17 protein-coding genes are annotated in these 21,329 nt (G+C 71.0%); 8 read left to right on the forward strand and 9 right to left on the reverse strand.

What is annotated here, in order from left to right; genetic code table 11:
* Positions 1–2: 2 nt before the first annotated feature.
* Positions 3–650: an OmpA family protein gene (locus GGQ83_RS00205; protein WP_184381587.1), complete on the reverse strand. Its 648-nt coding sequence runs from the start codon at positions 648–650 to the stop codon at positions 3–5.
* Positions 651–871: 221 nt separating this feature from the next.
* Between GGQ83_RS00205 and GGQ83_RS00210 the strand changes: the two genes are divergently transcribed.
* The 3 genes from GGQ83_RS00210 to GGQ83_RS00220 are packed head-to-tail and all read left to right on the forward strand — an operon-like array spanning position 872 to position 4,520.
* Positions 872–1,729, forward strand: a complete 858-nt coding sequence (locus GGQ83_RS00210) for an FAD binding domain-containing protein (protein ID WP_184381588.1) — start codon at positions 872–874, stop codon at positions 1,727–1,729.
* Complete coding sequence (locus tag GGQ83_RS00215; protein ID WP_184381589.1) at positions 1,726–4,044, forward strand: xanthine dehydrogenase family protein molybdopterin-binding subunit; 2,319 nt, start codon at positions 1,726–1,728, stop codon at positions 4,042–4,044. The genes GGQ83_RS00210 and GGQ83_RS00215 overlap by 4 nt, the downstream gene beginning before the upstream one ends.
* Positions 4,041–4,520, forward strand: a complete 480-nt coding sequence (locus GGQ83_RS00220; RefSeq protein ID WP_184381590.1) for a (2Fe-2S)-binding protein — start codon at positions 4,041–4,043, stop codon at positions 4,518–4,520. Before GGQ83_RS00215 ends, GGQ83_RS00220 begins: the two co-directional genes overlap by 4 nt.
* A gap of 7 nt (positions 4,521–4,527) precedes the next feature.
* Here the strand turns inward: GGQ83_RS00220 and GGQ83_RS00225 are convergent, their stop codons facing one another.
* Positions 4,528–4,953 carry a DUF6524 family protein gene (locus tag GGQ83_RS00225; protein ID WP_184381591.1) on the reverse strand — a complete coding sequence of 142 codons (426 nt, stop codon included), beginning with the start codon at positions 4,951–4,953 and terminating at the stop codon, positions 4,528–4,530.
* Between the two features lie 54 nt (positions 4,954–5,007).
* Complete coding sequence (locus tag GGQ83_RS00230) at positions 5,008–7,326, reverse strand: xanthine dehydrogenase family protein molybdopterin-binding subunit (RefSeq protein ID WP_184381592.1); 2,319 nt, start codon at positions 7,324–7,326, stop codon at positions 5,008–5,010.
* A gap of 261 nt (positions 7,327–7,587) precedes the next feature.
* On the opposite strand from GGQ83_RS00230, the gene GGQ83_RS00235 reads away from it, so the two are divergent.
* Genes GGQ83_RS00235 through GGQ83_RS00245 form a run of 3 tightly spaced genes read left to right on the forward strand, consistent with a single transcriptional unit; the run spans position 7,588 to position 12,194 of the window.
* Complete coding sequence (locus GGQ83_RS00235; protein WP_207017833.1) at positions 7,588–8,754, forward strand: efflux RND transporter periplasmic adaptor subunit; 1,167 nt, start codon at positions 7,588–7,590, stop codon at positions 8,752–8,754.
* A gap of 6 nt (positions 8,755–8,760) precedes the next feature.
* The gene (locus GGQ83_RS00240; protein ID WP_184381593.1) at positions 8,761–11,898 is read left to right on the forward strand and encodes an efflux RND transporter permease subunit; all 3,138 of its coding nucleotides are present in this window, start codon (positions 8,761–8,763) and stop codon (positions 11,896–11,898) included.
* Between the two features lie 14 nt (positions 11,899–11,912).
* A complete protein-coding gene (locus tag GGQ83_RS00245) occupies positions 11,913–12,194 on the forward strand; it encodes a hypothetical protein (protein WP_184381594.1) in 282 nt (93 codons plus the stop codon).
* Positions 12,195–12,207: 13 nt separating this feature from the next.
* Here the strand turns inward: GGQ83_RS00245 and trmB are convergent, their stop codons facing one another.
* The 4 genes from trmB to GGQ83_RS00265 all read right to left on the reverse strand — a co-directional run bounded on the left by trmB (position 12,208) and on the right by GGQ83_RS00265 (position 16,493).
* On the reverse strand, positions 12,208–12,894 hold the full coding sequence (gene trmB / locus GGQ83_RS00250; RefSeq protein ID WP_184381595.1) for a tRNA (guanine(46)-N(7))-methyltransferase TrmB: 687 nt from the start codon (positions 12,892–12,894) through the stop codon (positions 12,208–12,210).
* A 182-nt stretch (positions 12,895–13,076) separates the two neighbouring features.
* The gene (gene metK / locus GGQ83_RS00255) at positions 13,077–14,264 is read right to left on the reverse strand and encodes a methionine adenosyltransferase (protein WP_184381596.1); all 1,188 of its coding nucleotides are present in this window, start codon (positions 14,262–14,264) and stop codon (positions 13,077–13,079) included.
* 131 nt (positions 14,265–14,395) lie between these two features.
* A complete protein-coding gene (locus GGQ83_RS00260; RefSeq protein WP_184381597.1) occupies positions 14,396–15,658 on the reverse strand; it encodes a D-amino acid dehydrogenase in 1,263 nt (420 codons plus the stop codon).
* A 13-nt stretch (positions 15,659–15,671) separates the two neighbouring features.
* The gene (locus tag GGQ83_RS00265; protein WP_184381598.1) at positions 15,672–16,493 is read right to left on the reverse strand and encodes a universal stress protein; all 822 of its coding nucleotides are present in this window, start codon (positions 16,491–16,493) and stop codon (positions 15,672–15,674) included.
* A gap of 279 nt (positions 16,494–16,772) precedes the next feature.
* Here GGQ83_RS00265 and GGQ83_RS00270 point away from each other — a divergent pair, with 279 nt between their 5' ends.
* Together GGQ83_RS00270 and GGQ83_RS00275 are read left to right on the forward strand one after the other, a co-directional pair.
* Positions 16,773–17,945, forward strand: a complete 1,173-nt coding sequence (locus GGQ83_RS00270) for an MFS transporter (RefSeq protein ID WP_184381599.1) — start codon at positions 16,773–16,775, stop codon at positions 17,943–17,945.
* Positions 17,946–17,952: 7 nt separating this feature from the next.
* Positions 17,953–19,662: an ABC transporter ATP-binding protein gene (locus GGQ83_RS00275; RefSeq protein WP_184381600.1), complete on the forward strand. Its 1,710-nt coding sequence runs from the start codon at positions 17,953–17,955 to the stop codon at positions 19,660–19,662.
* Positions 19,663–19,665: 3 nt separating this feature from the next.
* On the opposite strand, the gene GGQ83_RS00280 is transcribed toward GGQ83_RS00275, so the two are convergent.
* Together GGQ83_RS00280 and GGQ83_RS00285 are read right to left on the reverse strand one after the other, a co-directional pair.
* The gene (locus tag GGQ83_RS00280; RefSeq protein WP_207017838.1) at positions 19,666–20,580 is read right to left on the reverse strand and encodes an alpha/beta fold hydrolase; all 915 of its coding nucleotides are present in this window, start codon (positions 20,578–20,580) and stop codon (positions 19,666–19,668) included.
* Between the two features lie 55 nt (positions 20,581–20,635).
* Positions 20,636–21,304, reverse strand: coding sequence for a TIGR04283 family arsenosugar biosynthesis glycosyltransferase (locus tag GGQ83_RS00285; RefSeq protein ID WP_184381602.1), 669 nt, complete (start codon positions 21,302–21,304; stop codon positions 20,636–20,638).
* Positions 21,305–21,329: the final 25 nt, after the last annotated feature.

Genomic DNA, 21,329 nt, shown 5'->3' on the forward strand with positions numbered 1-21,329 from the left:
CCTCAGCGCCCGAGGTTGATCACCTGCACCCTTCGGTTCTCGGCGCTGGGGGTGTTGTCGGGGGTGGGCACCAGAAGCTGCGTCTGGCCAAGGCCGATGGTCTCGAGCCGCCCGGCATCCACGCCGAAGCGCTGCGCCAGGTAGCGGCCCACCGCGGCGGCCCGGCGCTCCGACAGCGCCTGGTTCAGGCTGGCGGCCCCCACCGTGTCGGTGTGGCCCTCGATGCGGAAGCGATAGGGGGCCAAGTCGGCCGAGGTCAGTGCCCGGCCCAGCCGGTCGAGTTCGCGCATGGCCGAGGGCGTCAATTCGTCCGAGCCGGTGGCGAAGTTCACCGTCAGGCTGGCCGAGGGCATGCCGGCGGGCGCGGTCGTGCTCGGGCGCGCGGTCTGGGCCGCCGGCGCGGGGCGCGGCGGCGGCTGGGGCGCCGGGGCGGCGGGGGTCAGTGTCACGGCCGGGGTGGCCGGGGATTCGCTCGGCGCCGAGGGCGGGCGTCGCAGCCCGCGGGTGGCGTTCAGCGCATCCTGGCTCTGCGGCCGAAGCTGGTCGATCAGCCGTTGGGTGGCGGGGTCCATCTGCGCCTGGACGGGTGCGGCAGGGAGCAGAAGGCCGAAGGCCAGAAGGGACACAGGCAGGAGATGAATGGTTCGCATGGAACGCCCCCTAGACGCTGCACGGCGCACAAGTGACGGTGGGACACAAATACTGTCCCGCCGATCGTGGCCGGATGTTTGGCCATCATTATAGGAGACGGACCGCCCACGACCAGAGAGAAACCTGAGGCCGCGCCCATCACCGCCCTGGATAACCGACTTGCGACGCGCGCCCCTGGCTGATTTGATCGCCTTCGACCCCACGAGGCCGCACGCCCCGCATGAAACCCGCAAGCTTCGCGCACCACGCCCCCCTCACCCTTGAGGAAGCGCTGGCGTTGCTGGCACGGCATGGCGAGGAGGCACGGGTCCTGGCCGGGGGCCAGAGCCTCGTGCCAACCATGGCCTTCCGCATGGCAAGGCCCGCCGTGCTGGTGGACATCAACCGCATCGCCGCCCTCGATCACGTCACCGTCGAAGGGTCCGTGCTGCGGATCGGCGCCCTGGCCCGCCATGCCCGCTTCGAGACACCGGCGGTGGCGGGCCCGCTCGGCGCGCTGCTGGCGCGGGTGGCGCACCACATCGCGCACCCACCGCTGCGGCTGCGCGGCACCTTCTGCGGCAGCCTGGCCCATGCCGACCCCGCCTCCGAATGGTGCGCCACGGCGCTGGCGCTGGAGGCGCGCATGGTCCTGGCCCGCGCCGATGGCCTGCGCGAGGTGGCGGCCGAGGATTGGTTCCAGGGCGTCTTCTCCACCGCCATGGCACCCGGGGAGATGCTGCGCGAGGTGGTGCTGCCCCTCCCCGCCCCCGCCTGGCGCGGCGGCTTCGCGGAGTTCGCGCGCCGCGCGGGGGATTTCGCGCTGGCCATGGCGGTTGTCGGGCTGCGGCTGGAAGGCGGCGTGGTGCGTGGCGCGCGGATCGCGCTGGGCGGCATCGGCGGCCAGCCCGTGCTGGCGCGGGAGGCCATGGCCCTGTTGGAAAGCCAGCCCCCCTCGCCCGCCCTGCTGGAGGAAGCCGCCGCCACCGCCGCCCGCCATTGCGACCCGCAGGAGGACCTGCACGCCCCGGCCGAATACCGCCGCGAACTGGTGGCCGTCATGGTGAAGCGCGCGCTGCGCCAGGCGGTGTCGGCATGAACTGGGTCGGCCGCCGCTTGCCCCGCAGCGAGGACCCGCCGCTGCTGCGCGGCGAGGGCCGATATGTGCCCGACATCGCCATCGGCGCGCGGGTGGTGCGCTTCCTGCGCAGCCCGGTGGCCTCGGGCCGCATCACCGCGCTGCGCCCGCCGGCCGAGATGCCGCCCGGATGCCTTTTCGTGACCGGGGCGGATCTGGCCGAGGTGCAGCCCATCAAGCCCGGCCTGCGCCGCTTCAACTACCGCGCCGTGGAACAACCCGTGCTGCCCATCGAGCGCGTGCATTTCGTGGGCCAGGCCATCGCCGCCATCGTGGCCCCCGGCGCGGCCCTGGCCGAGGATTTGCTGGAAGCCTGCGAACTCGACATCGCGGCGGAAGACCCCGTGATCGGCTTCGACGCGGCGCTGGCGCCGGACGCGGCCCTGGTCCACCCCATCGCGCCGGGCAATGTGGCGGTGGAGGGGGAACTCCGGCCCGAAGCCTTCGCGGAGACCCTCGCCTCCGCCGCGCATATGGTGGAATTCGCCTTCCGCTCGGGCCGGCAGAGCGCCATGCCGCTGGAGGGCCGCGGGGGTGTGGCGGAGTATGACCGGGCGACGGGCCGCATCCGGCTTTCCGCCTCGGCGCAGATGCCGCACCAGTTGCGCACCGGCATCGCGCAACTGCTGGGGATGCCGGAGGCCGACCTCCAGGTCATCGCCCCCGATGTGGGCGGCGGCTTCGGGCAGAAGATGGCGCTGTTCCCGGAATACCCCGTGCTGGTCTGGCTGGCGCGCAAGCATCGCGGCCGCTTCGCCTGGGTGGAGGACCGGAACGAGAACCTCATCGCCTCCGCCCATTCCCGCGACCAGCGGCATGTGCTGCGCGCGGGCTTCGATGCCGAGGGGCGGTTGCTGGCGCTGGAGGCGGACATATTGGCCGATGTCGGCGCCTTCTCGGTCTTCCCCACCACCTGCGCGGTGGAGCCCTTGATGGCGCTGGCGGAATACCCTGGCCCCTACAAGGTGCCCGCCTATGCCGTGCGGACGCGCGGGGTGCTGACCCATACCTGCCCCATGGCGCCCTATCGCGGCGTCTCGCGCCCCGTCATCACCTTCGGCATCGAGCGGGTGATGGACCGGGCGGCGGCGGCGCTGGGCCTCGCCCCGGACGAAATCCGGCGCCGCAACCTGCATGACGTGTTTCCGGCCCGCAGCGCCACGGGGATGGTGCTGGACGAGGCCAGCTACATCCAGGCACTCGACGAAGCCGTGCACATCCTGGACATCCCCGCCTTCCGCGCGCGGCAGGCCGCCGCGCGCGCGCAGGGGCGCTATCTCGGCCTGGGGCTTTCCGTCTTCAACGAGCGCACGGGCTATGGCACGCCCGCCTTCGCCGCGCGCTCCATGGACGTCGTGCCGGGCTATGAGGTGGTGGACATCGCCATGCTGCCATCGGGCGAGGTGGAGGCGCGCATCGGCTCCTCCCCGCATGGCCAGGGGCTGCGGACCACGCTTTCGCAGATCATCGCGGACCGGTTGGGGCTCGATCCCGGCCACATCCGCATCATCCATGGCGACACGGACCGCACGCCCTATGGCTGGGGCAGCTTCGCCAGCCGTTCGCTCGTGATCGGCGGCGGCGCCTGCCAGGTGGCGGCGGACAAGCTGGCCGACAAGCTGCGACGCGGCGCCGCGCGGCTGCTGCAATGCGAGCCCTCCGATGTGACGCTGCGCGACGGGAACGCCGTGGCCGGCGCGGCCTCCATGCCCATCGCGGAGCTGGCGCGCCTCGCCCACCAGCGCAGCGAATTGCTGTCCGACGCCATCGGATTCAACCTGGCCGAAACGGGCCAATACGACCCTGGCGGCACCTTCTCCAACGCCTGCCACGCCGCCATCGTGGAGGTGGAGGCCGAGACCGGGCATGTCCGCGTGGAACGCTATCTGGTGGTGGAAGACGCGGGCCGCATCATCAACCCCATGATCGCCGACGGGCAGGTGCAGGGCGGCGTGGCCCAGGGCATCGCCAATGCGCTGTTCGAGGAGGTGATCTACGCCCCTGACGGCACGCCGCTCACCGGCACCTTGGCCGACTACACGCCCCCCACCTGCGCGGAGATCCCCGAGATCGAAATCCACCACCTGGAGACCATCAGCGACGCCACCATCACCGGCGCCAAGGGGCTGGGCGAGGGTGGCTCCATCGGCGCGCCGGCGGCCATCGCGAACGCCATCAGCGATGCGCTTTCGCCCTTCGGCGTGGATGTGGCGGAATTCCCGGCCACGCCGCCCCGCATCCGCGCGCTGGTCCGCGGCCGGGCGCCCCGCGCATGACCGAGGTTCGCTTCACCGTGAACGGCGCGGCGCAATGCGCGGAGGTGGAACCGCGCCTGACCCTGGCCGACATGCTGCGCGAGGAATGCGGCCTGACCGGCACCCATCTGGGCTGCGAGCACGGCGTCTGCGGTGCCTGCACGGTGCTGATGGATGGGCTGCCGGTGCGCGGCTGCCTGGTGTTCGGCGTGCAGGCGGAGGGGGCCGACATCCGCACCGTGGAGGGGCTGGCCGCGCCGGACGGCACGCTGAACGTGTTGCAACGCGCCTTCCAGGCGCAGCACGGGTTGCAATGCGGCTTCTGCACGCCCGGCTTCCTCATGCTCGCCACCTGGATGCTGGAACAGCCGGGGGGCGTGGACGAGGCGCGGTTGCGGGACGTGCTGGCCTCCAACCTCTGCCGCTGCACGGGCTACCAGAACATCCTGGCCGCCGTGCGGGCGGCGGCGCAGGAGATGGGTGTGTGGAAAGGCTGAAGCGCCCTCAGGCCGCCGGCGTATCCGGGTCCTCGACCTCCACGCGCCCCGTCGCGGCCTTCCACAGCTTGGGCCATTGGAAACCCAGCGTCAGCACGATGGCCAGCAGCGGCTGCATCAGCCAGGACCAGACGCTGGCATCGCGCGCATCCATCAGCCCGTAGAAATCCGCCGCCCAGATGCACAGCACGATGATAAGGGTGACGATGCCAAGCCCGATCGGCCCCAGCGCCCGCCACGCCCCATAGACGTAGAGGCCGAAGCCCAGCAGCGCGAAGGCCGTCACCAGGAGCTTGACCGGAAGCGCCACCTCGTTGGGCGCGGCCCAGAGGTGGAAGACCGACAGGCCGGACGGGTTGTACAGCACATAGACGTTCAGCAGGATCAGCAGGAACCAGCCCCAGATGGGGATGTTCCGCAGGAATCGTGTCATGCGGGGTCTCCAGACGCGTCGGCCCCTGCATAGCAGAGGCCGGCGCGCCCGGCATCACGCCGCATGCAGCGCCTTCCACACCACTTCCGGCGTGGCCGGCATGTCAATGGCGGAGACGCCATCCTCGCGCAGCGCGTCGATCAGCGCGTTCACCACGGCGGGGGGCGAGCCCACCGCGCCGGCCTCGCCCGCGCCCTTCACGCCCATCGGGTTGCTCTCGCAGGGCACCTCGATCAGGTCCACCTCGATGTCCGGCAGGTCCTCCGCGCGCGGCAGGCAGTAGTCCATGAAGCTGGCCGAGAGCAGCTGGCCGCTGTGGTTGTCATAGGCCGTGCGCTCCAGGAAGGCTTGGCCGATGCCCTGCGCCACGCCGCCATGCACCTGCCCGCGCACGATCAGCGGGTTCAGCGCATGGCCCACATCATCCACCACGATGTAGCGCGGGATGGTGATGTGGCCCGTGTCGGGGTCCACCTCGACTTCCGCAACATGGCAGCCATTGGGGAAGGTGTGGGCGTCGATGTTCGCCGTCTCCAGCGCATCGAGCAGGATGGTGTCCTCGCCTGCCGCCACCCGCTGCCGCTGGCGCGCGGCGAGGTCCAGGATGTTCACCGCGCGGTCCGTGCCGACCACGCTGAAGTCACCCTTGGTGAACTCGATGTCCACCACGGCGGCTTCCAGCATTTCGGAGGCCGCCTGCTTGCCCTTCTCGATGACGCTCGCGGTGGTGACGAGGATGGCCTGCCCCTCGGAATAGAGGCTGCGCGCACCGCCCGTGCCGCCGCCCGAGGGCAGGCTGTCGGAATCGCCCTGCTTGATGCGGATCTTGTCCATGGGGATGCCCAGTTCATGGCTGGTCATCATGGTGTAGGCGGTCTCGTGGCCCTGGCCGGAGCTTTGCGTGCCCACATAGACATCCACCATGCGATCCTCGGCGAAGACCACCTTGGCGTTCTCGGTGGGGCTGCCGCCCGTGGCCTCCAGGTAGTAGGCGAGGCCGATGCCGCGCTTCTGCCCGCGCTTGGCGGCCTCGGCGCGGCGGGCGGGGAAGCCGGCCCAGTCGATCTTTTCCAGCGCGGCGTCCATGACGCGCGAGAAGTCGCCGCTGTCATAGCGCTGCTTCATGGCGGTGGTGTAGGGCATGGCGGATTGCCCCACCATGTTGCGCCGGCGCAGCTCCACCCGGTCCACGCCAAGGTCACGCGCGGCCTGGTCAATCAGGCGCTCCACCAGGTAGTTGCTCTCGGGCCGGCCGGCGCCGCGATAGGCGTCCACCGGCACGGTGTTGGTCAGCACGCCGATGACGTTCGCGTGGATGGCCTGGAAGTCATAGACGCTGGCCAGCACCTTGGTGCCCGCCCCGGTCGGGATGAAGGGCGCGAAGGTGGAGAGATAGGCGCCCATGTTCGCGTAGTTCTTCGTGCGCAGCGCGAGGAACTTGCCGTCCTTGTCCACCGCCAGCTCGCCGAGCGTGATGTTGTCGCGCCCATGCGTGTCGGACTGGAAGGCCTCCGAGCGGTCGGCGGCCCATTTCACCGGCCGCCCCACCTGCTTCGCCGCGATCGCGCAGAGGGCATATTCGGCATACAGGTAAAGCTTCATGCCGAAGCCGCCGCCCACATCGGGCGTCAGCACGCGGATGTTCTCGGGGTCGGTCTTGAGCACGGCGCTGGCCAGCAGGTTCTTCACCAGCCAGGAGCCCTGGGTGCCGGTGTGCAGCGTGTAGCGGCCGGTGGTGGCCTCGTATTCCGCCGCGCAGGCGCGCGCCTCCATGGAGGCCACGACGACGCGGTTGTTCACCACCGTCAGCCGGGTGACATGGGCGGCCTGGCCCATGATCTCCTCCACCATCTGCTTGTCGCCGGTTTCCCAGTCGAAACAGATGTTGTTGGACGCCCCCTCCCAGAGCTGCGGCTGGTCCGCCAGATGCGCGGTGGCGAGGTCGGTGGCCGAGGGCAGGATCTCGTACTCCACCTCCACCGCCTCGGCCGCGTCGCGCGCCTGCTGCGGCGTCTCGGCCACGATGAAGGCCACCGGGTCGCCCACATGGCGCACCCGGTCGGTGGCCAGCGGCAGGCGCGGCGTGTTGGCGCGGTCCGTGCCGTCCTTGTTCTTCAGCGGGATGGCGCAGGGCACCTCGCCGATGCCGGCGGCGGCCAGGTCGGCCCCGGTGATGACGGCCAGCACGCCCGGCATGGCCTGGGCGGCCGAGACATCCATGCTCTTGATCTCGGCATGGGCGTGCGGGCTGCGGAGCACATGGCCCGCCACCTCGCCCGGCAGGGAGATGTCGTCGGTGTAGCGCCCCTGCCCCAGCAGCAGCCGGGGGTCCTCCACGCGGCGGACGGATTGGCTCAGACCAAACTTGGGCATGGTGTCTCTCCCGCAATCTTCCCTCGCATCATCTGACGATGCTGGGGGAAAGGGGAAGGGGTCCCGCGCTTCAAGGCTGGATTCGGCCGTTCCCGGGCGGCGGCGGCGACTCAACCAGGGAGGACAATTCGCCCGGCCATGTCCTGCTTGCGTCGCATGGCTGCCCGTGCAGCCCCGCAACCTTGGGTCCGCCTTTCCGGGATTCAACTTGACCGAATGGAAAGCTTCCATGCCAAGGATACAGCCAGAGGTGCATTTATCATGCTGCGATGGCTTCCCGCTCTCATTCTCCTCCTTGCCGTGGCCCCCGCGGCCCAGGCGCAATTCGGCCCCGCCGGACCACCCTCGGTGGGCGTGGTCGAGGCCCGGCGCACACCCGTCACGGAATTGTCCGAGTTCATCGGGCGGGTCGAGGCCATCGCGCGGGTGGACATCCGCGCCCGCGTCACCGGCTTCCTGGAGGAGCGCCTCTTCCAGGAGGGCAGCGAGGTGGAACAGGGCGCCCCCCTCTTCCGCATCGAGCGCGCGCCCTTCGAGGCGCAACTGGAGGAGGCCCGCGCCAGCCTGGCCTCGGCCGAGGCCACGCAGCTCAACGCCCGCGTGGCGCTGAACCGCGCGCGGGAGCTGCGGTCCACCGGCGCCGGCACCCAGGCCGCGCTGGACAATGCCCAGGCGCAGGAACGCACCGCGGCCGCGGGCGTGCTGGGCGCCCAGGCGCAGGTGCGCGTGGCCGAGATCAACCTCGCCTACACCGAGATCCGCGCGCCCATCGCGGGCGCCATCGGCCGGGCGACCTTCACGCCGGGCAACGTGGTCACGCCGCAAAGCGAGGCGCTGGCCACCATCTACAGCCAGGACCCGATGCGGGTGGCCTTCACCATCCCCTCCCGCACCGCGACCGAGCTGCGCAACCGCTATGAGGGGCGCGGCGGCACCGCCGCCGTCGTGGTCCGCATCCGCTTCGCCAGCGGCACCACCTATGAGCAGGTGGGGCGCGTGGACTTCATCGACGCCGCGGTGAACCGCGACACGGATTCGCTGCTGGTGCGCGCCTCCATCCCCAACCCCGTCCGCCAGGGCGCGACCGCGGGCGAGCCCGGCGCGCGCGAGCTGCTGGACGGCCAGTTCGTGACCGTGCTGCTGGAAGGCGCGGAGCCGGTGAACGCCATCACCATCCCGCGCGCCGCCGTGGCGCAGGACCAGATGGGCTTCTTCGTCTTCGTGGTGGACGCCGAGGGCCGCGCGCAGCGCCGCAACCTGCGCCTGGGCCGCAGCACCGCCGAGACCGCGGTGGTCGAGGAAGGCCTGCAGGAAGGTGACCGCGTCATCAGCGAGGGCGTGCAGCGCGTGCGCCCGGGCCAGCAGGTGAACGCGGCCCCGGCCGGCGCCCCGCCACGGCCCGCCCTGGCACCGGGCCAGGGCGGCTGACGCGCTATGATCTCCAACCTGTTCATCCGGCGGCCGCGCTTCGCGATCGTCATCTCCATCGTCATCACCCTCGCGGGCCTGCTGTCCATGACGCAGATCCCCGTGGCGCAGTTCCCCGACATCGTGCCCCCCGTGGTGCAGGTGACGGCGCGCTACCCGGGTGCGTCCGCCGCGGTGGTGGAGGCCACGGTGGCGCAGCCCATCGAGGGTGCCGTGAATGGCGCCGATGGCATGCTCTACATGCGCTCCAACAGCGCCAATGACGGGACCTACACGCTCAGCGTCACCTTCGCGCTGGGCACCAACCCCGACATCAACACGGTGAACGTGAACAACCGCGTGCAGGGCATCCTGGCGCGGCTGCCACAGGAGGTGCAGCGCAGCGGCGTCACCGTCCGCAAGCAATCCTCGGCGGTGCTGCAGTTCATCGGCGTCACCTCCACCAACCCCGCGCATGACCCGCTGTTCCTGTCGAACTTCGCCACCATCAACATGCTGGACACGCTGCGCCGCCTGCCGGGCGTGGGCGATGTGCAGATGTTCGGCGCGCAGGACTATTCCATGCGCGTCTGGTTCGAGACAGACCGGCTGAACAACCTCAACGTCACGCCCACCGAAATCATCTCGGCCATCCAGGCGCAGAACGTGCAGGCCGCGGCGGGGCGGATCGGCGCGCGGCCCATCGGCGACGACCAGCAGTTCCAGTTCAACATCCAGACCTCGGGCCGCCTCGCGAGCCCCGAGCAGTTCGGCGAGATCATCATCCGCGCCAACCCCGACGGCTCCACCCTGCGCGTGCGCGACGTGGCCAACGTGGCGCTCGGCGCGGCCAACATGGATGTGGAGGCGCGGCTGAACGGCCAGCCCACCGTCACCATGGGCGTCTACCTCTCACCTGGCGCCAATGCGGTGGCGGTGGCGGAGGCGGTGCGCGCGGAGCTGGCACGGCTGCAGCAACGCTTCCCCGACGGCATGGAGACGGTGGTGGTCTATGACACCTCCTCCTTCGTGCTGGAGACGATGCGCGAGGTCATCATCACCCTGCTGGAAGCCTTCGTGCTGGTGGTGGTGGTGGTCTATCTCTTCCTGGGCTCGTTCCGCGCCACGGTGATCCCCATCATCGCCGTGCCGGTCAGCCTCATCGGCACCTTCGCGGTGATGCTGGCCATCGGCTTCTCGGCCAACACCATCTCGCTGCTGGCCATGGTGCTGGCCATCGGCATCGTGGTGGATGACGCCATCGTCGTCGTCGAGAATGTCGAGCGCGTGATGGAGGAGAACCCCGAATTCACGCCGGCCGAAGCCACGCGCGTCGCCATGGGCGAGATCACGGGGCCCATCATCGCCATCACGCTGGTGCTGCTGTCGGTCTTCGTGCCCATCAGCCTCATCGGCGGCGTGTCGGGGGTGCTGTTCCAGCAATTCGCGGTGACCATCAGCGTGGCCATGATCATCTCGGCCATCAACGCGCTGACACTCTCGCCCGCGCTGTGCGCCATCATGCTGCGGCACACGGGGCCGAAGCGCGGCCCCATCAAGTACGTGCTGCGCGCCATCGACAAGGTGCGCGACGGCTATGCGGCCATCGTGACGCGGCTGGTGCGGGTGGCGGCCGTCTCGCTGCTGCTCACCGCGGCCATCGGCTGGGGCATCTTCGAGATCGGCAACCGCACCCCCTCGGGCTTCCTGCCCAACGAGGACCAGGGCGCCTTCTTCATCCAGCTCCAGCTTCCCCAGGGCTCCTCCGTCGCCCGCACGCGCGAGGTGGTGGAGCAGGTGGAGGAGATCCTCGCCCGCAACCCCGCCATCCAGGACCGCCTGGCCATCGTGGGCTTCTCGCTCATTGACGGCGGCGCGCAGTCCAACGCCGCCTTCATGGTGGCACGGATGCGGCCCTTCGAGGACCGGAAGGCCGTGCAGGACAGCGTCTTCGCCGGCATCGGCCGCGTCTTCGGCGAGACCCAGGCCATTCGCGCGGCCGATGTCTTCGCCTTCAACATTCCGCCCATCATCGGCCTCGGCACCGGCAGCGGCTTCGAATACCAGCTCCAGGATTTCGAGGGGCGCGACCCCGCCGAACTCGCCGGCGCCATGCTGGGCATGATGGTGGCCGCCAACCAGGACCCTCGGCTGACGGCCGTCTTCTCCACCTTCTCGCCCACCACGCCCTCGCTCTTCCTGGATGTGGACCGCGACCGCGCGCAGGCGCTGGGCGTGCGGATCTCGGATGTGTTCACCACGCTGCAGGCCTCGCTGGGCGGCTACTACGTGAACGACTTCAACCTGTTCGGCCGCACCTGGCAGGTGAACATCCAGGCCGTGGCCGAGGACCGGGACGACATCCCCGACATCTGGCGCCTGCAGGTCCGCAACAGCCGGGGCGAGATGGTGCCGCTGCGCGCCTTCGCCGATGTGCGGGTGGTGCTGGGGCCGCAGACCATCCAGCGCTACAACAACTTCCGCTCCGTCACGCTGAACGGCCAGGGGCGGCCGGGCGTCTCCTCCGGTGACGCGCTGCTGGCCATGGAGGAGATCTCGGCGCGCGTGCTGCCGTCGGGCTATGGCTTCGACTGGACCGGCACCGCCTACCAGGAGAAGCGCGCGGCGGGGCAGACGGGCGTGCTGATCGCCCTCGCCTTGCTGTTCGCCTACCTCTTCCTGGTGGCGCTGTATGAGAGCTGGACCATCCCGGTGCCGGTGCTGCTTTCGGTGGCGGTGGGGGGCCTGGGCTCCTTCGCGGCATTGTTCATCGCGCAGCTGCCGCTCACGGTCTACGCGCAGATCGGCCTTGTGGTGCTGATCGCGCTGGCGGCGAAGAATGGCATCCTCATCGTGGAATTCGCGAAGGAGCAGCGCGAACGCGGCCTGCCCATCCGCGAGGCCGCGGTGATCGCCGCGCGCATGCGCTTCCGCGCCGTGATGATGACGAGCTTCGCCTTCATCCTGGGCCTGGTGCCGCTGGTGACGGCCAGCGGGGCCGCGGCCCTCTCGCGCCAGGCGGTCGGCCTGCCCGTGTTCGGGGGCATGCTGGCGGCCTCGCTGCTCGGCATCTTCATGATCCCGATGCTCTACGTCGTGTTCCAGACCCTGCGCGAGCGGGTGAAGGCACGCTTCGCGGGCGGCGCCAAGGCAGCGGCGCATTGATCCGCGCGGCGGCCTTGCTGGCGGCACTTCTGGCGGCGGCACCCGCTTCCGCCAGCGAACCGCCGCAGCGCCGCCGCGCGGCCGAGATCACGCAGGTGGTGCGGGCCGCGACCGATGCGCTGGGCATGCGGCCCATCACCCTGGTCGAGTATGTGGAACCCGGCCTCTATCGCGTGCGCGGCGGCGGCTGCACCGTGATGGTGCAAATCCGGGTGGGCTCCACCCGCCCAGGGCGCCCCGGCGCGATGCCCCTTCCCCCCTTCGAGGCGGTGGCCGGCACGCCGGATTGCGGTTAGCCCGGACCCCGGCTCAGCCCCGCCGCCACTCCCAGTAGAGGGGCTGGCGGCCCGCTTCCAGCGCCTTGGCCTCGTAGCGCGTGGGCGGCCAGCCCTCCGGCCGCGCCTCGTGGAAGGCGTGGGGCGCGAAGAGGGATTGTTCCGCGAAGACCTCCCGCACCCAGTCCTGGTAGGTCGGGTCATCGCTCGCCACGCGCCAGATGCCGCCGGGCTTCAGGGCGCGGGCGACGATGGGCAGCATCTCCGGATGGACGAAGCGGCGCTTGGCGTGGCGCGACTTGGGCCAGGGGTCGGGGAACATCAGGAAAAGGCGGTCGAGGCTGGCTTCCGGCAGGGTCAGCAGAAGCTCCCGCGCATCGGCCGGCCAGAGGCGCAAGAGGGGCGGCGGGGGCGCGGTGGCTTCCTGGCCTTCGGGGATGATCTCGGTCAGCAGGGAGCAGAGGCCCTGCTCATAGACCTCGCTCGCGATGATGGCGGTGCGGGGGCTGGCGCGCATCTGCGCCAGCGTGTGCTCGCCCCCGCCAAAGCCCACTTCCAGCCAGAGCGCCTCGGCGCCCGCCGCGAAGCCCAGGCCTTCAAAGCGGATGCGCGGCAGCGCCTGTTCCAGCAGCCGTTCCTGCCGGGGCCGCAGCTTCTTGCCGCGCCGGCGGCCATAGAGGCGGTGGGGAATGCCCTCGGGCCAGTCATCTTCGGTGGTCATCGCCACGCCTCACAAAAAACCCCGCGCGGCAGACCACGCGGGGGAAATCAATGCAACAGTCGAGCTGGCCCCTGTCGGGCGGCGCCGTGGCTTCGCCACGGCAACGCGGCCCGCCCGCGCAGAACCAGGACCAATCCGTGGCCCCCACGAAAGCGCCAAAGGCGATTTCGTGGGGAAAGGCCTTAGCGCCCGAAGGCCGACTTCAGCGCGGGAACGAGGTCCGTGCGCTCCCAGGTGAAGGTGCCCTTCTCCTCATCCGGCGTGCGGCCGAAATGGCCATAGGCGCTGGTGGGGACGTAGATGGCGCGGTTCAGGTGCAGGTGCTCGCGGATGCCGCGGGGCGACAGGTTCATCAGCTCCTGCACCACCTTGGCCAGCTTCACCTCGTCCACATCCTTGCCCGTGCCGTGCAGGTCGAAATAGACCGACAGCGGCTTGGCCACGCCGATGGCGTAGCTGACCTGGATGGTGCACTTCTCGGCCAGCCCGGCGGCCACCACGTTCTTCGCCACATAGCGCGCGGCATAGGCGGCCGAGCGGTCCACCTTCGTGGGGTCCTTGCCCGAGAAGGCGCCGCCGCCATGCGGGGCCGCGCCGCCATAGGTGTCCACGATGATCTTGCGGCCCGTCAGGCCGCAATCGCCGTCCGGCCCGCCGATGACGAAGGTGCCGGTCGGGTTCACGTAGAGCTCGCCCTCGGGGCACATCCAGCCCTTGGGCAGGCTGCTCTCGATGATGGGCCTCACCATCGCCTTGATCTGGGCCTGGTCCATGCCCTCTTCGTGCTGGGTGGACAGCACGATGGAGGTGGCGCCGACGGGCTTGCCATCCACATAGCGCAGCGTGACCTGGGACTTCGCGTCGGGCAGCAGGCCCTTCACGGCCACGTCGCCATTGCGGCGCATCTCGCTGATGCGGCGCAGGATCAGGTGCGCGTAGTAGAGCGGCGCAGGCATGAGTTCCGGCGTCTCGGTGCAGGCATAGCCGAACATGATGCCCTGGTCGCCGGCGCCCTCGTCCTTGTTGCCGGCGGCGTCCACGCCCTGCGCGATGTGCGCGGACTGGGCATGCAGGTGGCATTCCACATGGGCGTTCTGCCAGTGGAAGCCGTCCTGCTCATAGCCGATGTCATGCACCGCCATGCGCGCCTTGTGGATCAGCAGCTCGGGCGTGATCGAGGACGGCCCGCGGGTCTCGCCCGCGATGACGATGCGGTTGGTGGTGACCAGGGTCTCGCACGCCACGCGCGCATAGGGGTCCTGCTCCAGGAAGGTGTCCAGCACGGTGTCGCTGATGCGATCCGCGACCTTGTCCGGGTGGCCTTCGGAGACGCTCTCCGAGGTGAAAAGGTACTCGCCCTTGTCGCGCATGGCTTGGTTCGGCCTCTTGTCGCTGAGGATGTGATTCTCGGGTTGAGATCAGCCTCGGGCGACCGGACACCCCGGTCAGGCTGGCCCGCGTCGCGCGGGCGCGCGGTCTGTGGCAGGGTGGCGGGGCGCGGTCAAGCGGCGGCGGGGTCGAAACCATCGGTTGGGATGGGCGGCGCGCGGCCCGCGAGGCGCGCGGCCAGGACGGCGGCGCTGCCCATGGCAAGGGTCCAGCCCAGGCCGCCATGCCCGGTGTTCAGATAGAGGTTGGGCGCTGCCGGGCTGCGGCCGATCAGCGGCAGGCCGGTGGGGGTGTAGGGGCGCATGCCCGTCCAGGGACGCAGCGGCCCGTCCCAGTCGCCGGCCTCCGGGAAGGCCTCCCGCGCCTGACGGATCAGAGTGGAAAGGCGCTTCTCGTGCAGGCGGGGGTCCACGCCGACCAGGTCCGCCATGCCCGCCACGCGCAAATGGCTGCCCAGCCGGGCATAGACCACCTTGGAGGCGCTGTCGGTCACGCTGACATGCGGCGCGGCATCGTCCCGCGCCACGGGCAGGGTGAGGGAATAGCCCTTCAGTGGGTAGATCGGCACCTTCTGTCCCAGCGGCCGCAGCAATTCCCGCGCGCCGAGGCCAAGGCACACCACCACCGCATCGGCCTCGATCACGCCCGCATCGGTGACCACGCCCCGGATGCGGCCCTCGGCGCGGATGATCTGCCGCGCCCGCAACCCCAGCCGGATGGCGACCTTGTGGTTCGAGCGCGCGAGCCAGGCGGCCAGCCCCTCGCAGAACAGGGCGCAATCGCCCGCATCCTCACCCGGCGTGTGGATGCCACCCGCGATCCGGTGCGCGATACGGGCCAGCGAAGGCTCCAGCGCCACGCATGCGTCGCGGTCCAGCGCCACCTGCTCGGAGCCGAGCTTCGCCTGAAGCGCCATCTGACGCTTCGCGCCCTCCATGGCGGCGGCATCGGGCTGCAGCACCAGCTTGCCGGCATGGGCGAAGCCGAACTCCGCCACGCCGCGCGCCGCGACCTCCTGCGTCAGGTCGCGCGAGAGGTAGGCGAGGCGCAGCAGCCGCGCCGTGGTCTCGGCCGCGGTGGCGGCGTTGCAGGCGCGCAGGAATTGCCAGATCCAGCCCCATTGGTGCGGATCAAGCTCCGGACGGAAGCGCAAAGGCCCGTCCGGGTCCATCAGCCAGCCTGGCACCTTCCACGGCACGCCGGGCCCGGCGAAGGGCGCCACGTAGGAATAGGAAAGCTGCCCGCCATTGGCGGCACTCGCGCCGCGCGCCACCGCCGGCTCGGCGTCCAGCAGCGTGACCTCATGGCCCTCGCGCGCCAGGGTATAGGCGGTGGTGAGGCCGATCACCCCCGCGCCCAGGACCAGGACATGCATGGGGTGGCGCGGATCAGCCGTGGATGAAGACGGGGCAGGGTGAGGCGCGCAGCAGCCGCGCCGTCGCGCTGCCGAAGACGAGGCGGGACAGCCCGCCTTCCCCCTCCGCGCCCAGGACCATCAGCCGCGCCGGCAGGCGGCGGGCCTCGGCCAGCAGGGTGTCGTGCTCATCGCCCGTCTCGGCCTTGGCGGAGACCTTGCAGCCATGATGGCTGAGGTAGGCCTTCATCCCCGCGAGGCCGGCACCACCGGGGCTGAAATCCAGAAGCCGCACCTCGCCCTCGCGGCCCAGGCCGAGCAGGGCGAAGAGCTGCACCGCGCGCATCCCGGCGAGCGATCCGTGATAGCCGATCAGCGCCGGGCCATCGGCCGTGGCGGGCGCGCCCGGCGGCACGACCAGCAAGGGCCGCACGCCGTCGCGGATCAGCGCCTCGACCGTGGGGGAGAGCCCGTCCTCGCAGGCCTCGCGGCCCAGGGTGCAGTCGCGGCCGATGACGATGAGGTCATGCTGGGCGCCCTCGGCCAGGATGGCCGGCTCGGGCGCCTCCTCGCGCAGATGCACCTCGAAGGGCAGGTCGCCGGCGGCGGCGCGGGCGGCGGCCACCACATCCCGCGCCTCCTCGCGCAGGGCCTCGGCCAGGCGCTTGTTGCGCTGGGCCGCGAAGGCCCCGCCGCCCACCGGCACCGGCTCATGCACATCGCTCGTGTGCGGGCGGTCCATGACGAAGACGCCGGTGATGGCGGCGCCGGTGCGCCTGGCCAGCGCGAAGGCCAGGTCGCGCGCCGCGGCGGCGCCCGGGGTGTCGTCGAGGACGAGCAGGATGGAGGCGATCATGCCCCGCAAATTGCGCCTGCCATGCGCGGCACGCAATACAGGCTTGGTTTGACTTTCATGAATGCCGCGGTCAGCTTGGCGACATGGCTCACCTCGGCACATTTCGTGGCCCTTGCGCGCGTCACGGCTCCGGCCGTCTGAAGCGCCCGGCGCTGCTCGGCCTGCTGCCGGTGCTGCTGATGCCTGATCCACAGGGCGGCAAACGCGGCTGAACCCGCGACCCATCCCCGACCGCCACCACTGGATCCCGAGGGGGCGCCCCTGCGCGCCCGATACATCATGTCCGCCACCACCCTGAACGCGGCGCCACGCGCGCCGCGCAACCCCTTTGCCCTGTTCGTGGGCGCGGCCACCTGCGCCTTCGCGGGCGTGTGGATGAGCACGCCGCTCGCCGCCATCCTGCTGACCGAGGCCGGTGTCTCGCCCGCGCTGGTCGGCCTCTACGCCGCCATGGTCTGGGGCTCGGCCCTGGCCACGGCACCCGCCACGCCCTGGATCGCGGGGCTGGTGGGCGGCGCCTTCGCGCTGCACCGCATCGCGGGGGGGCTCGCCATCCTTGGGCTGGTGGGGTTGGGCTTCAACCCGCCGCTCTGGCTGTGGTTCGTCTTCGGCGCGATGCTGGGCGTGGGCTCCTGCCTCACCTGGACGACGGCCGATGCCATCGCGGCCGCCCTCGCCCCCGAGGGGCAGGAAGGGCGTTCGCTCGGCCTCTACCAGACCTTCGTCTCGGCCGCGATCGGCGGCGGGCCGGCGGTGCTGCTGATCACGGGGGTCACACCTTCGGCCTTCTTCGTCTCGGCCGGCATCCTGGCGCTGGGGCTGGTTCTGGGCGCGGCCCTGCGGGACCCGCCGGGCACCATGCCGCGCCGCATGCGCCTGACCTTCGACCGGCTGCGGCCGGTGCTGTGGGTGCTGGCGGCGCCCGCGGGTGCCGCGGCACTGTGCGGCGCGCTGGAAGCGGCGGCGGGCGCGGTGTTCCCCGTGCAGGGGCTGGCGCTGGGCCTGACGGCGGGTGCGGCGGCGGCCATCGTCATCGCGTCCGGGTTCGGCAATGTGCTGGCGCAATATCCGGTGGGCTGGGTGTCGGACCGGCTGGGGCCGCACCGCGCGCTGCTGGGCTGCGGCATCGCCGTCGCCGCCGCGTCCCTGCTGTGGCCGCTGCTGGCGCCTGGCTGGGGCATCTGGCCGGTGCTGGCCATCTGGGGCGGTGCCGCGGGCGCCATCTACACGCTGGGCATGGTGCGCGCGGTGCAGCGCTTCGCCGGCCCCACCCGGGCGCTGGGCATGGCCGGGCTGAACACGGCCTATCTGGCGGGCGGCGCGCTGGGCGCCCCGGCGGCGGGCCTGGCGCTGGAAACCCTGCCCGGCTGGGGCCTGCCGGTCGCACTCGCCGTGCTGGCGCTGGCGGGCAGCCTGGCCCTGGCCCGGGCCGCGCTGCGCCACGGACACTGAGACGCCCATGCTGAAGCAGTTCGCCGCCTGCTACCGCCCGCACAAGCGGCTGCTGCTTCTGGATTTCGGCTGCGCTTCGCTGTCGGGGATGCTGGAGCTCGGCTTCCCGATGGCGGTGCGCGCCGTCATCGACCACCTGCTGCCGCAGCAGGACATGCAGCTCATCGTGCTGGCGGTGCTGGGGCTGCTGGCCGTCTACCTCGCCAATGCCGCGCTTATGGCGGTGGTCACCTATTACGGCCATGTGCTGGGCATCGCGATCGAGACGCGGCTGCGCGCGCGCGCCTTCGACCACCTGATGAAGCTCTCCTTCCGCTTCTACGACAATCAGAAGACCGGGCATCTGGTCGGCCGCGTCACCAAGAACCTGGAAGACATCGGCGAGGTCGCGCATCACGGCCCCGAGGACGTGCTGATCGCGGTGCTGACCTTCGCCGGCGCGTTTGCCCTGATGCTGCTGGTCAGCCCGACGCTGGCGCTCATCACCGCGCTGGTGGTGCCCGGCATCGCCTGGGTCGTCGCGCATTACGGCGGGCGGATGACGCTGAACTGGCAGGCGCAGTTCGGCCGAGTGGGCGCCTTCAACGCCCGCATCGAGGAAGCGGTGGGCGGCATCCGCGTGGTGAAGGCCTTCGGGCGCGAGGCGCATGAGCGCGCGCTGTTCGACGCCGACAACGCCAAGTACCGCGACACCAAGCTCGACGCCTATCGCATCATGGCCGTCAGCCAGACGCTGAACTACCTCGGCATGCGGCTGGTGCAGGTGATCGTGATGCTGGCCGGTGCCGTGCTGATCGTGCGCGGCGAACTCACCATCGGCGACTTCGTGGCCTTCCTGCTGCTGGTGGGCGTGTTCTACCGCCCGCTCGACAAGATCAACGCCGTCATCGAGACCTATCCCAAGGGCATCGCGGGCTTCCGCAGCTTTCTGGATTTGATGGCGACGGAGCCGGACATCACCGACCGCCCGCAGGCGCAGGCGGTGGGCAAGCTGCGCGGCGAGGTGCGCTTCGAGGACGTTCATTTCGGCTACACGCCCGACCGCCCCCTGCTGCGCGGCCTTGACCTGCACATCCCGGCCGGGCGCACCGTGGCGCTGGTTGGGCCGTCGGGCGCGGGAAAAACCACCATCTGCTCCCTGCTGCCGCGCTTCTATGAGGTGACGGGTGGGCGCATCACCATTGACGGCACCGACATCCGCGACATGACGCAGGAGAGCCTGCGCGGAAACATCGGCATCGTGCAGCAGGATGTGTTCCTGTTCGCCGGCACGCTGCGCGAGAACATCGCCTATGGCCGCCTGGGCGCGACCGAGGCGGAGATTCGCGACGCCGCGCGCCGGGCCCGGCTGGATGACGTGATCGCCGACCTGCCCCTGGGCCTGGACACGCTCATCGGCGAGCGGGGCGTGAAGCTCTCGGGCGGCCAGAAGCAGCGCCTGGCCATCGCGCGCATCTTCCTGAAGAACCCGCCCATCCTGATCCTGGACGAGGCGACCTCGGCGCTCGACACCGTGACCGAGGCCGCGATCCAGGGCGCGCTGGCGGAACTGGCGGCGGGGCGGACCACCTTGGTCATCGCGCACCGCCTGGGCACCATCCGCAATGCCGACCGGATCATCGTGGTGACCGAACAGGGCATCGTCGAGGAAGGCACCCACGCCGAGCTGGTGAAGGCCGGCGGCGTGTATCAGCGGCTGCACGCCCAGGCGGGGTGAGGGCTACTCCGCAAGAAACTCCCGCAGCACCCGCACCACCTCGGCCGGCGCCTCCTCCATGGGCACATGTCCCACGCCCTCCAGCACCACGCGCCGCGCATTGGGCATGGCGCGCAGGTAGTCCTCGGCATTCGTCACCGGCACCATCCGGTCAACCGCGCCCCAGAGCAGCAGCGTCGGCGCCTGGATGCGCGCCAGCAGCGGCTCGGGCGGGACCAGGATGTGCTGCGCCATGCGGTCCAGGATGGCCTGCCGCACGCCGGGGGCGATCATCATGGCGTGGTAGCGTTCGACCAGCGCGTCGGTCATGGCGTTCGGGTCGGCATAGGCGGGTGCCATGCCGCCCTTCACCATGAAGCGCGGCAGGGTGTAGGGCAGCGCCCGCATCAGCAGCGGCACGCGCGGGCTGCGGTTGTAGTCGATGCCGGGCGAGGCGAAGCCATCGGGCGCCATCAGCACCAGGCGGTCCACGCGGGCGGGCTCAGCGGCGGCGAAGCTCCAGGCGATGCGCCCGCCCATGGAACTGCCCACCAGGTGCACGCGGTCCAGCCCCAGCCGGTCCAGCAGCGCCGCGATCACGGCATGGGCGCGGGCATCGGAGTAGTCGCCGGAGGGGTCCGCCCCGGTCAGGCCGAAGCCCGGCAGGTCCATCCGCAGCACGCGGAAGCGGTCCTCCAGCCCGGCCGCGACATCGTCCCAGGTGTGCAGCGAAGACCCGAAGCCGTGCAGCAGCAGGATGGCCGGCGCCTCGCGGGGGCCGGTGTCGCGCAGGTGCAGGCGCAGCCCCGCCACCTCGACGAAGCTGGAGGGCGGCGGCGCCCAGCGCGCCTCATGCGCCTCCCGCCGCGCATCGGGCGTGTAGAGCCAGATGGCCAGCCCCAACAGGAGGACCAGCAGGCCGACAAGGATCCAGGTCATGACGCGCAGCAGCATGGCCGCAAGACTGGCCCTTTCGCCGCGGAAGTCCAGCGCCTCACCGGCCGGCGTAGAGCCGCAGCAGCCAGCGTGGCGGCACGCCCGCGAACCACAGCGACAGAACCAGAAGATTCCGCGCCGAACGCCGCCGCCACCCGTCGCGCCGCCAGCGCTCGGCCGAGGTGATGGCGGGCACCGGCATCGCGGCCAACCGCGCCCGGCCCAGGCGGCGAACCATGTCCACATCCTCCATCAGCGGCAGAGGGCGGAAGCCGCCAAGCAGGGCGTAGAGATCGCGATGGATCAACAGGCCCTGGTCGCCATAGGGCAAGGCGAGCCAGCGGCAGCGCCAGGCCACGGCGCGTTCCAGGCGGCGGGCCTCGGGCGACGCGTCATCCAGGGCGAAGGCGAAGTGGTGGGCGCGGGCGCGCTCGGCCATGGCGGCACGCAGCGCGCCCTCCCAACCCTCGCCCAGCCGCGTGTCGGCGTGCAGGAAGAGCAGCCAGTCCCCCCGCGCCGCCGCCGCGCCCGCCACCATCTGCGGCCCGCGCCCGCGCGGGGCGGGCAGCAGCCGCACGGGCGGGGCGGCTTCGGGCGGGGTGGCGCTGCCGCCATCGGCCAGGATCACCTCGCCCACCCCCGCCGCGCGCAACTGCGCCAGCAGCGGCGACAGCCGCCCCCCCGGGTTCAGCACCGGCAGCACGACCGAAACAGACGCGATTTGCATCCCTTTTCCTTGACCCAACCCGCCC

The organism is Roseococcus suduntuyensis (assembly GCF_014196305.1).
GTDB classification, from domain to species: Bacteria; Pseudomonadota; Alphaproteobacteria; order Acetobacterales; family Acetobacteraceae; genus Roseococcus; species Roseococcus suduntuyensis.

Bases quoted from the DNA above. Each gene is read 5' to 3' on its own strand.
- GGQ83_RS00275 (WP_184381600.1), top strand. From the start codon at position 17,953: ATGCTGAAGCAGTTCGCCGCCTGCTACCGCCCGCACAAGCGGCTGCTG.
- GGQ83_RS00220 (WP_184381590.1), top strand. From the start codon at position 4,041: ATGACCGAGGTTCGCTTCACCGTGAACGGCGCGGCGCAATGCGCGGAG.
- GGQ83_RS00270 (WP_184381599.1), top strand. From the start codon at position 16,773: ATGTCCGCCACCACCCTGAACGCGGCGCCACGCGCGCCGCGCAACCCC.
- GGQ83_RS00225 (WP_184381591.1), bottom strand. From the start codon at position 4,953: ATGACACGATTCCTGCGGAACATCCCCATCTGGGGCTGGTTCCTGCTG.
- GGQ83_RS00285 (WP_184381602.1), bottom strand. From the start codon at position 21,304: ATGCAAATCGCGTCTGTTTCGGTCGTGCTGCCGGTGCTGAACCCGGGG.
- GGQ83_RS00260 (WP_184381597.1), bottom strand. From the start codon at position 15,658: ATGCATGTCCTGGTCCTGGGCGCGGGGGTGATCGGCCTCACCACCGCC.
- GGQ83_RS00215 (WP_184381589.1), top strand. From the start codon at position 1,726: ATGAACTGGGTCGGCCGCCGCTTGCCCCGCAGCGAGGACCCGCCGCTG.
- trmB (WP_184381595.1), bottom strand. From the start codon at position 12,894: ATGACCACCGAAGATGACTGGCCCGAGGGCATTCCCCACCGCCTCTAT.
- GGQ83_RS00235 (WP_207017833.1), top strand. From the start codon at position 7,588: ATGCTGCGATGGCTTCCCGCTCTCATTCTCCTCCTTGCCGTGGCCCCC.
- GGQ83_RS00280 (WP_207017838.1), bottom strand. From the start codon at position 20,580: ATGACCTGGATCCTTGTCGGCCTGCTGGTCCTCCTGTTGGGGCTGGCC.
- GGQ83_RS00240 (WP_184381593.1), top strand. From the start codon at position 8,761: ATGATCTCCAACCTGTTCATCCGGCGGCCGCGCTTCGCGATCGTCATC.
- GGQ83_RS00230 (WP_184381592.1), bottom strand. From the start codon at position 7,326: ATGCCCAAGTTTGGTCTGAGCCAATCCGTCCGCCGCGTGGAGGACCCC.
- GGQ83_RS00205 (WP_184381587.1), bottom strand. From the start codon at position 650: ATGCGAACCATTCATCTCCTGCCTGTGTCCCTTCTGGCCTTCGGCCTT.
- GGQ83_RS00265 (WP_184381598.1), bottom strand. From the start codon at position 16,493: ATGATCGCCTCCATCCTGCTCGTCCTCGACGACACCCCGGGCGCCGCC.
- GGQ83_RS00210 (WP_184381588.1), top strand. From the start codon at position 872: ATGAAACCCGCAAGCTTCGCGCACCACGCCCCCCTCACCCTTGAGGAA.
- metK (WP_184381596.1), bottom strand. From the start codon at position 14,264: ATGCGCGACAAGGGCGAGTACCTTTTCACCTCGGAGAGCGTCTCCGAA.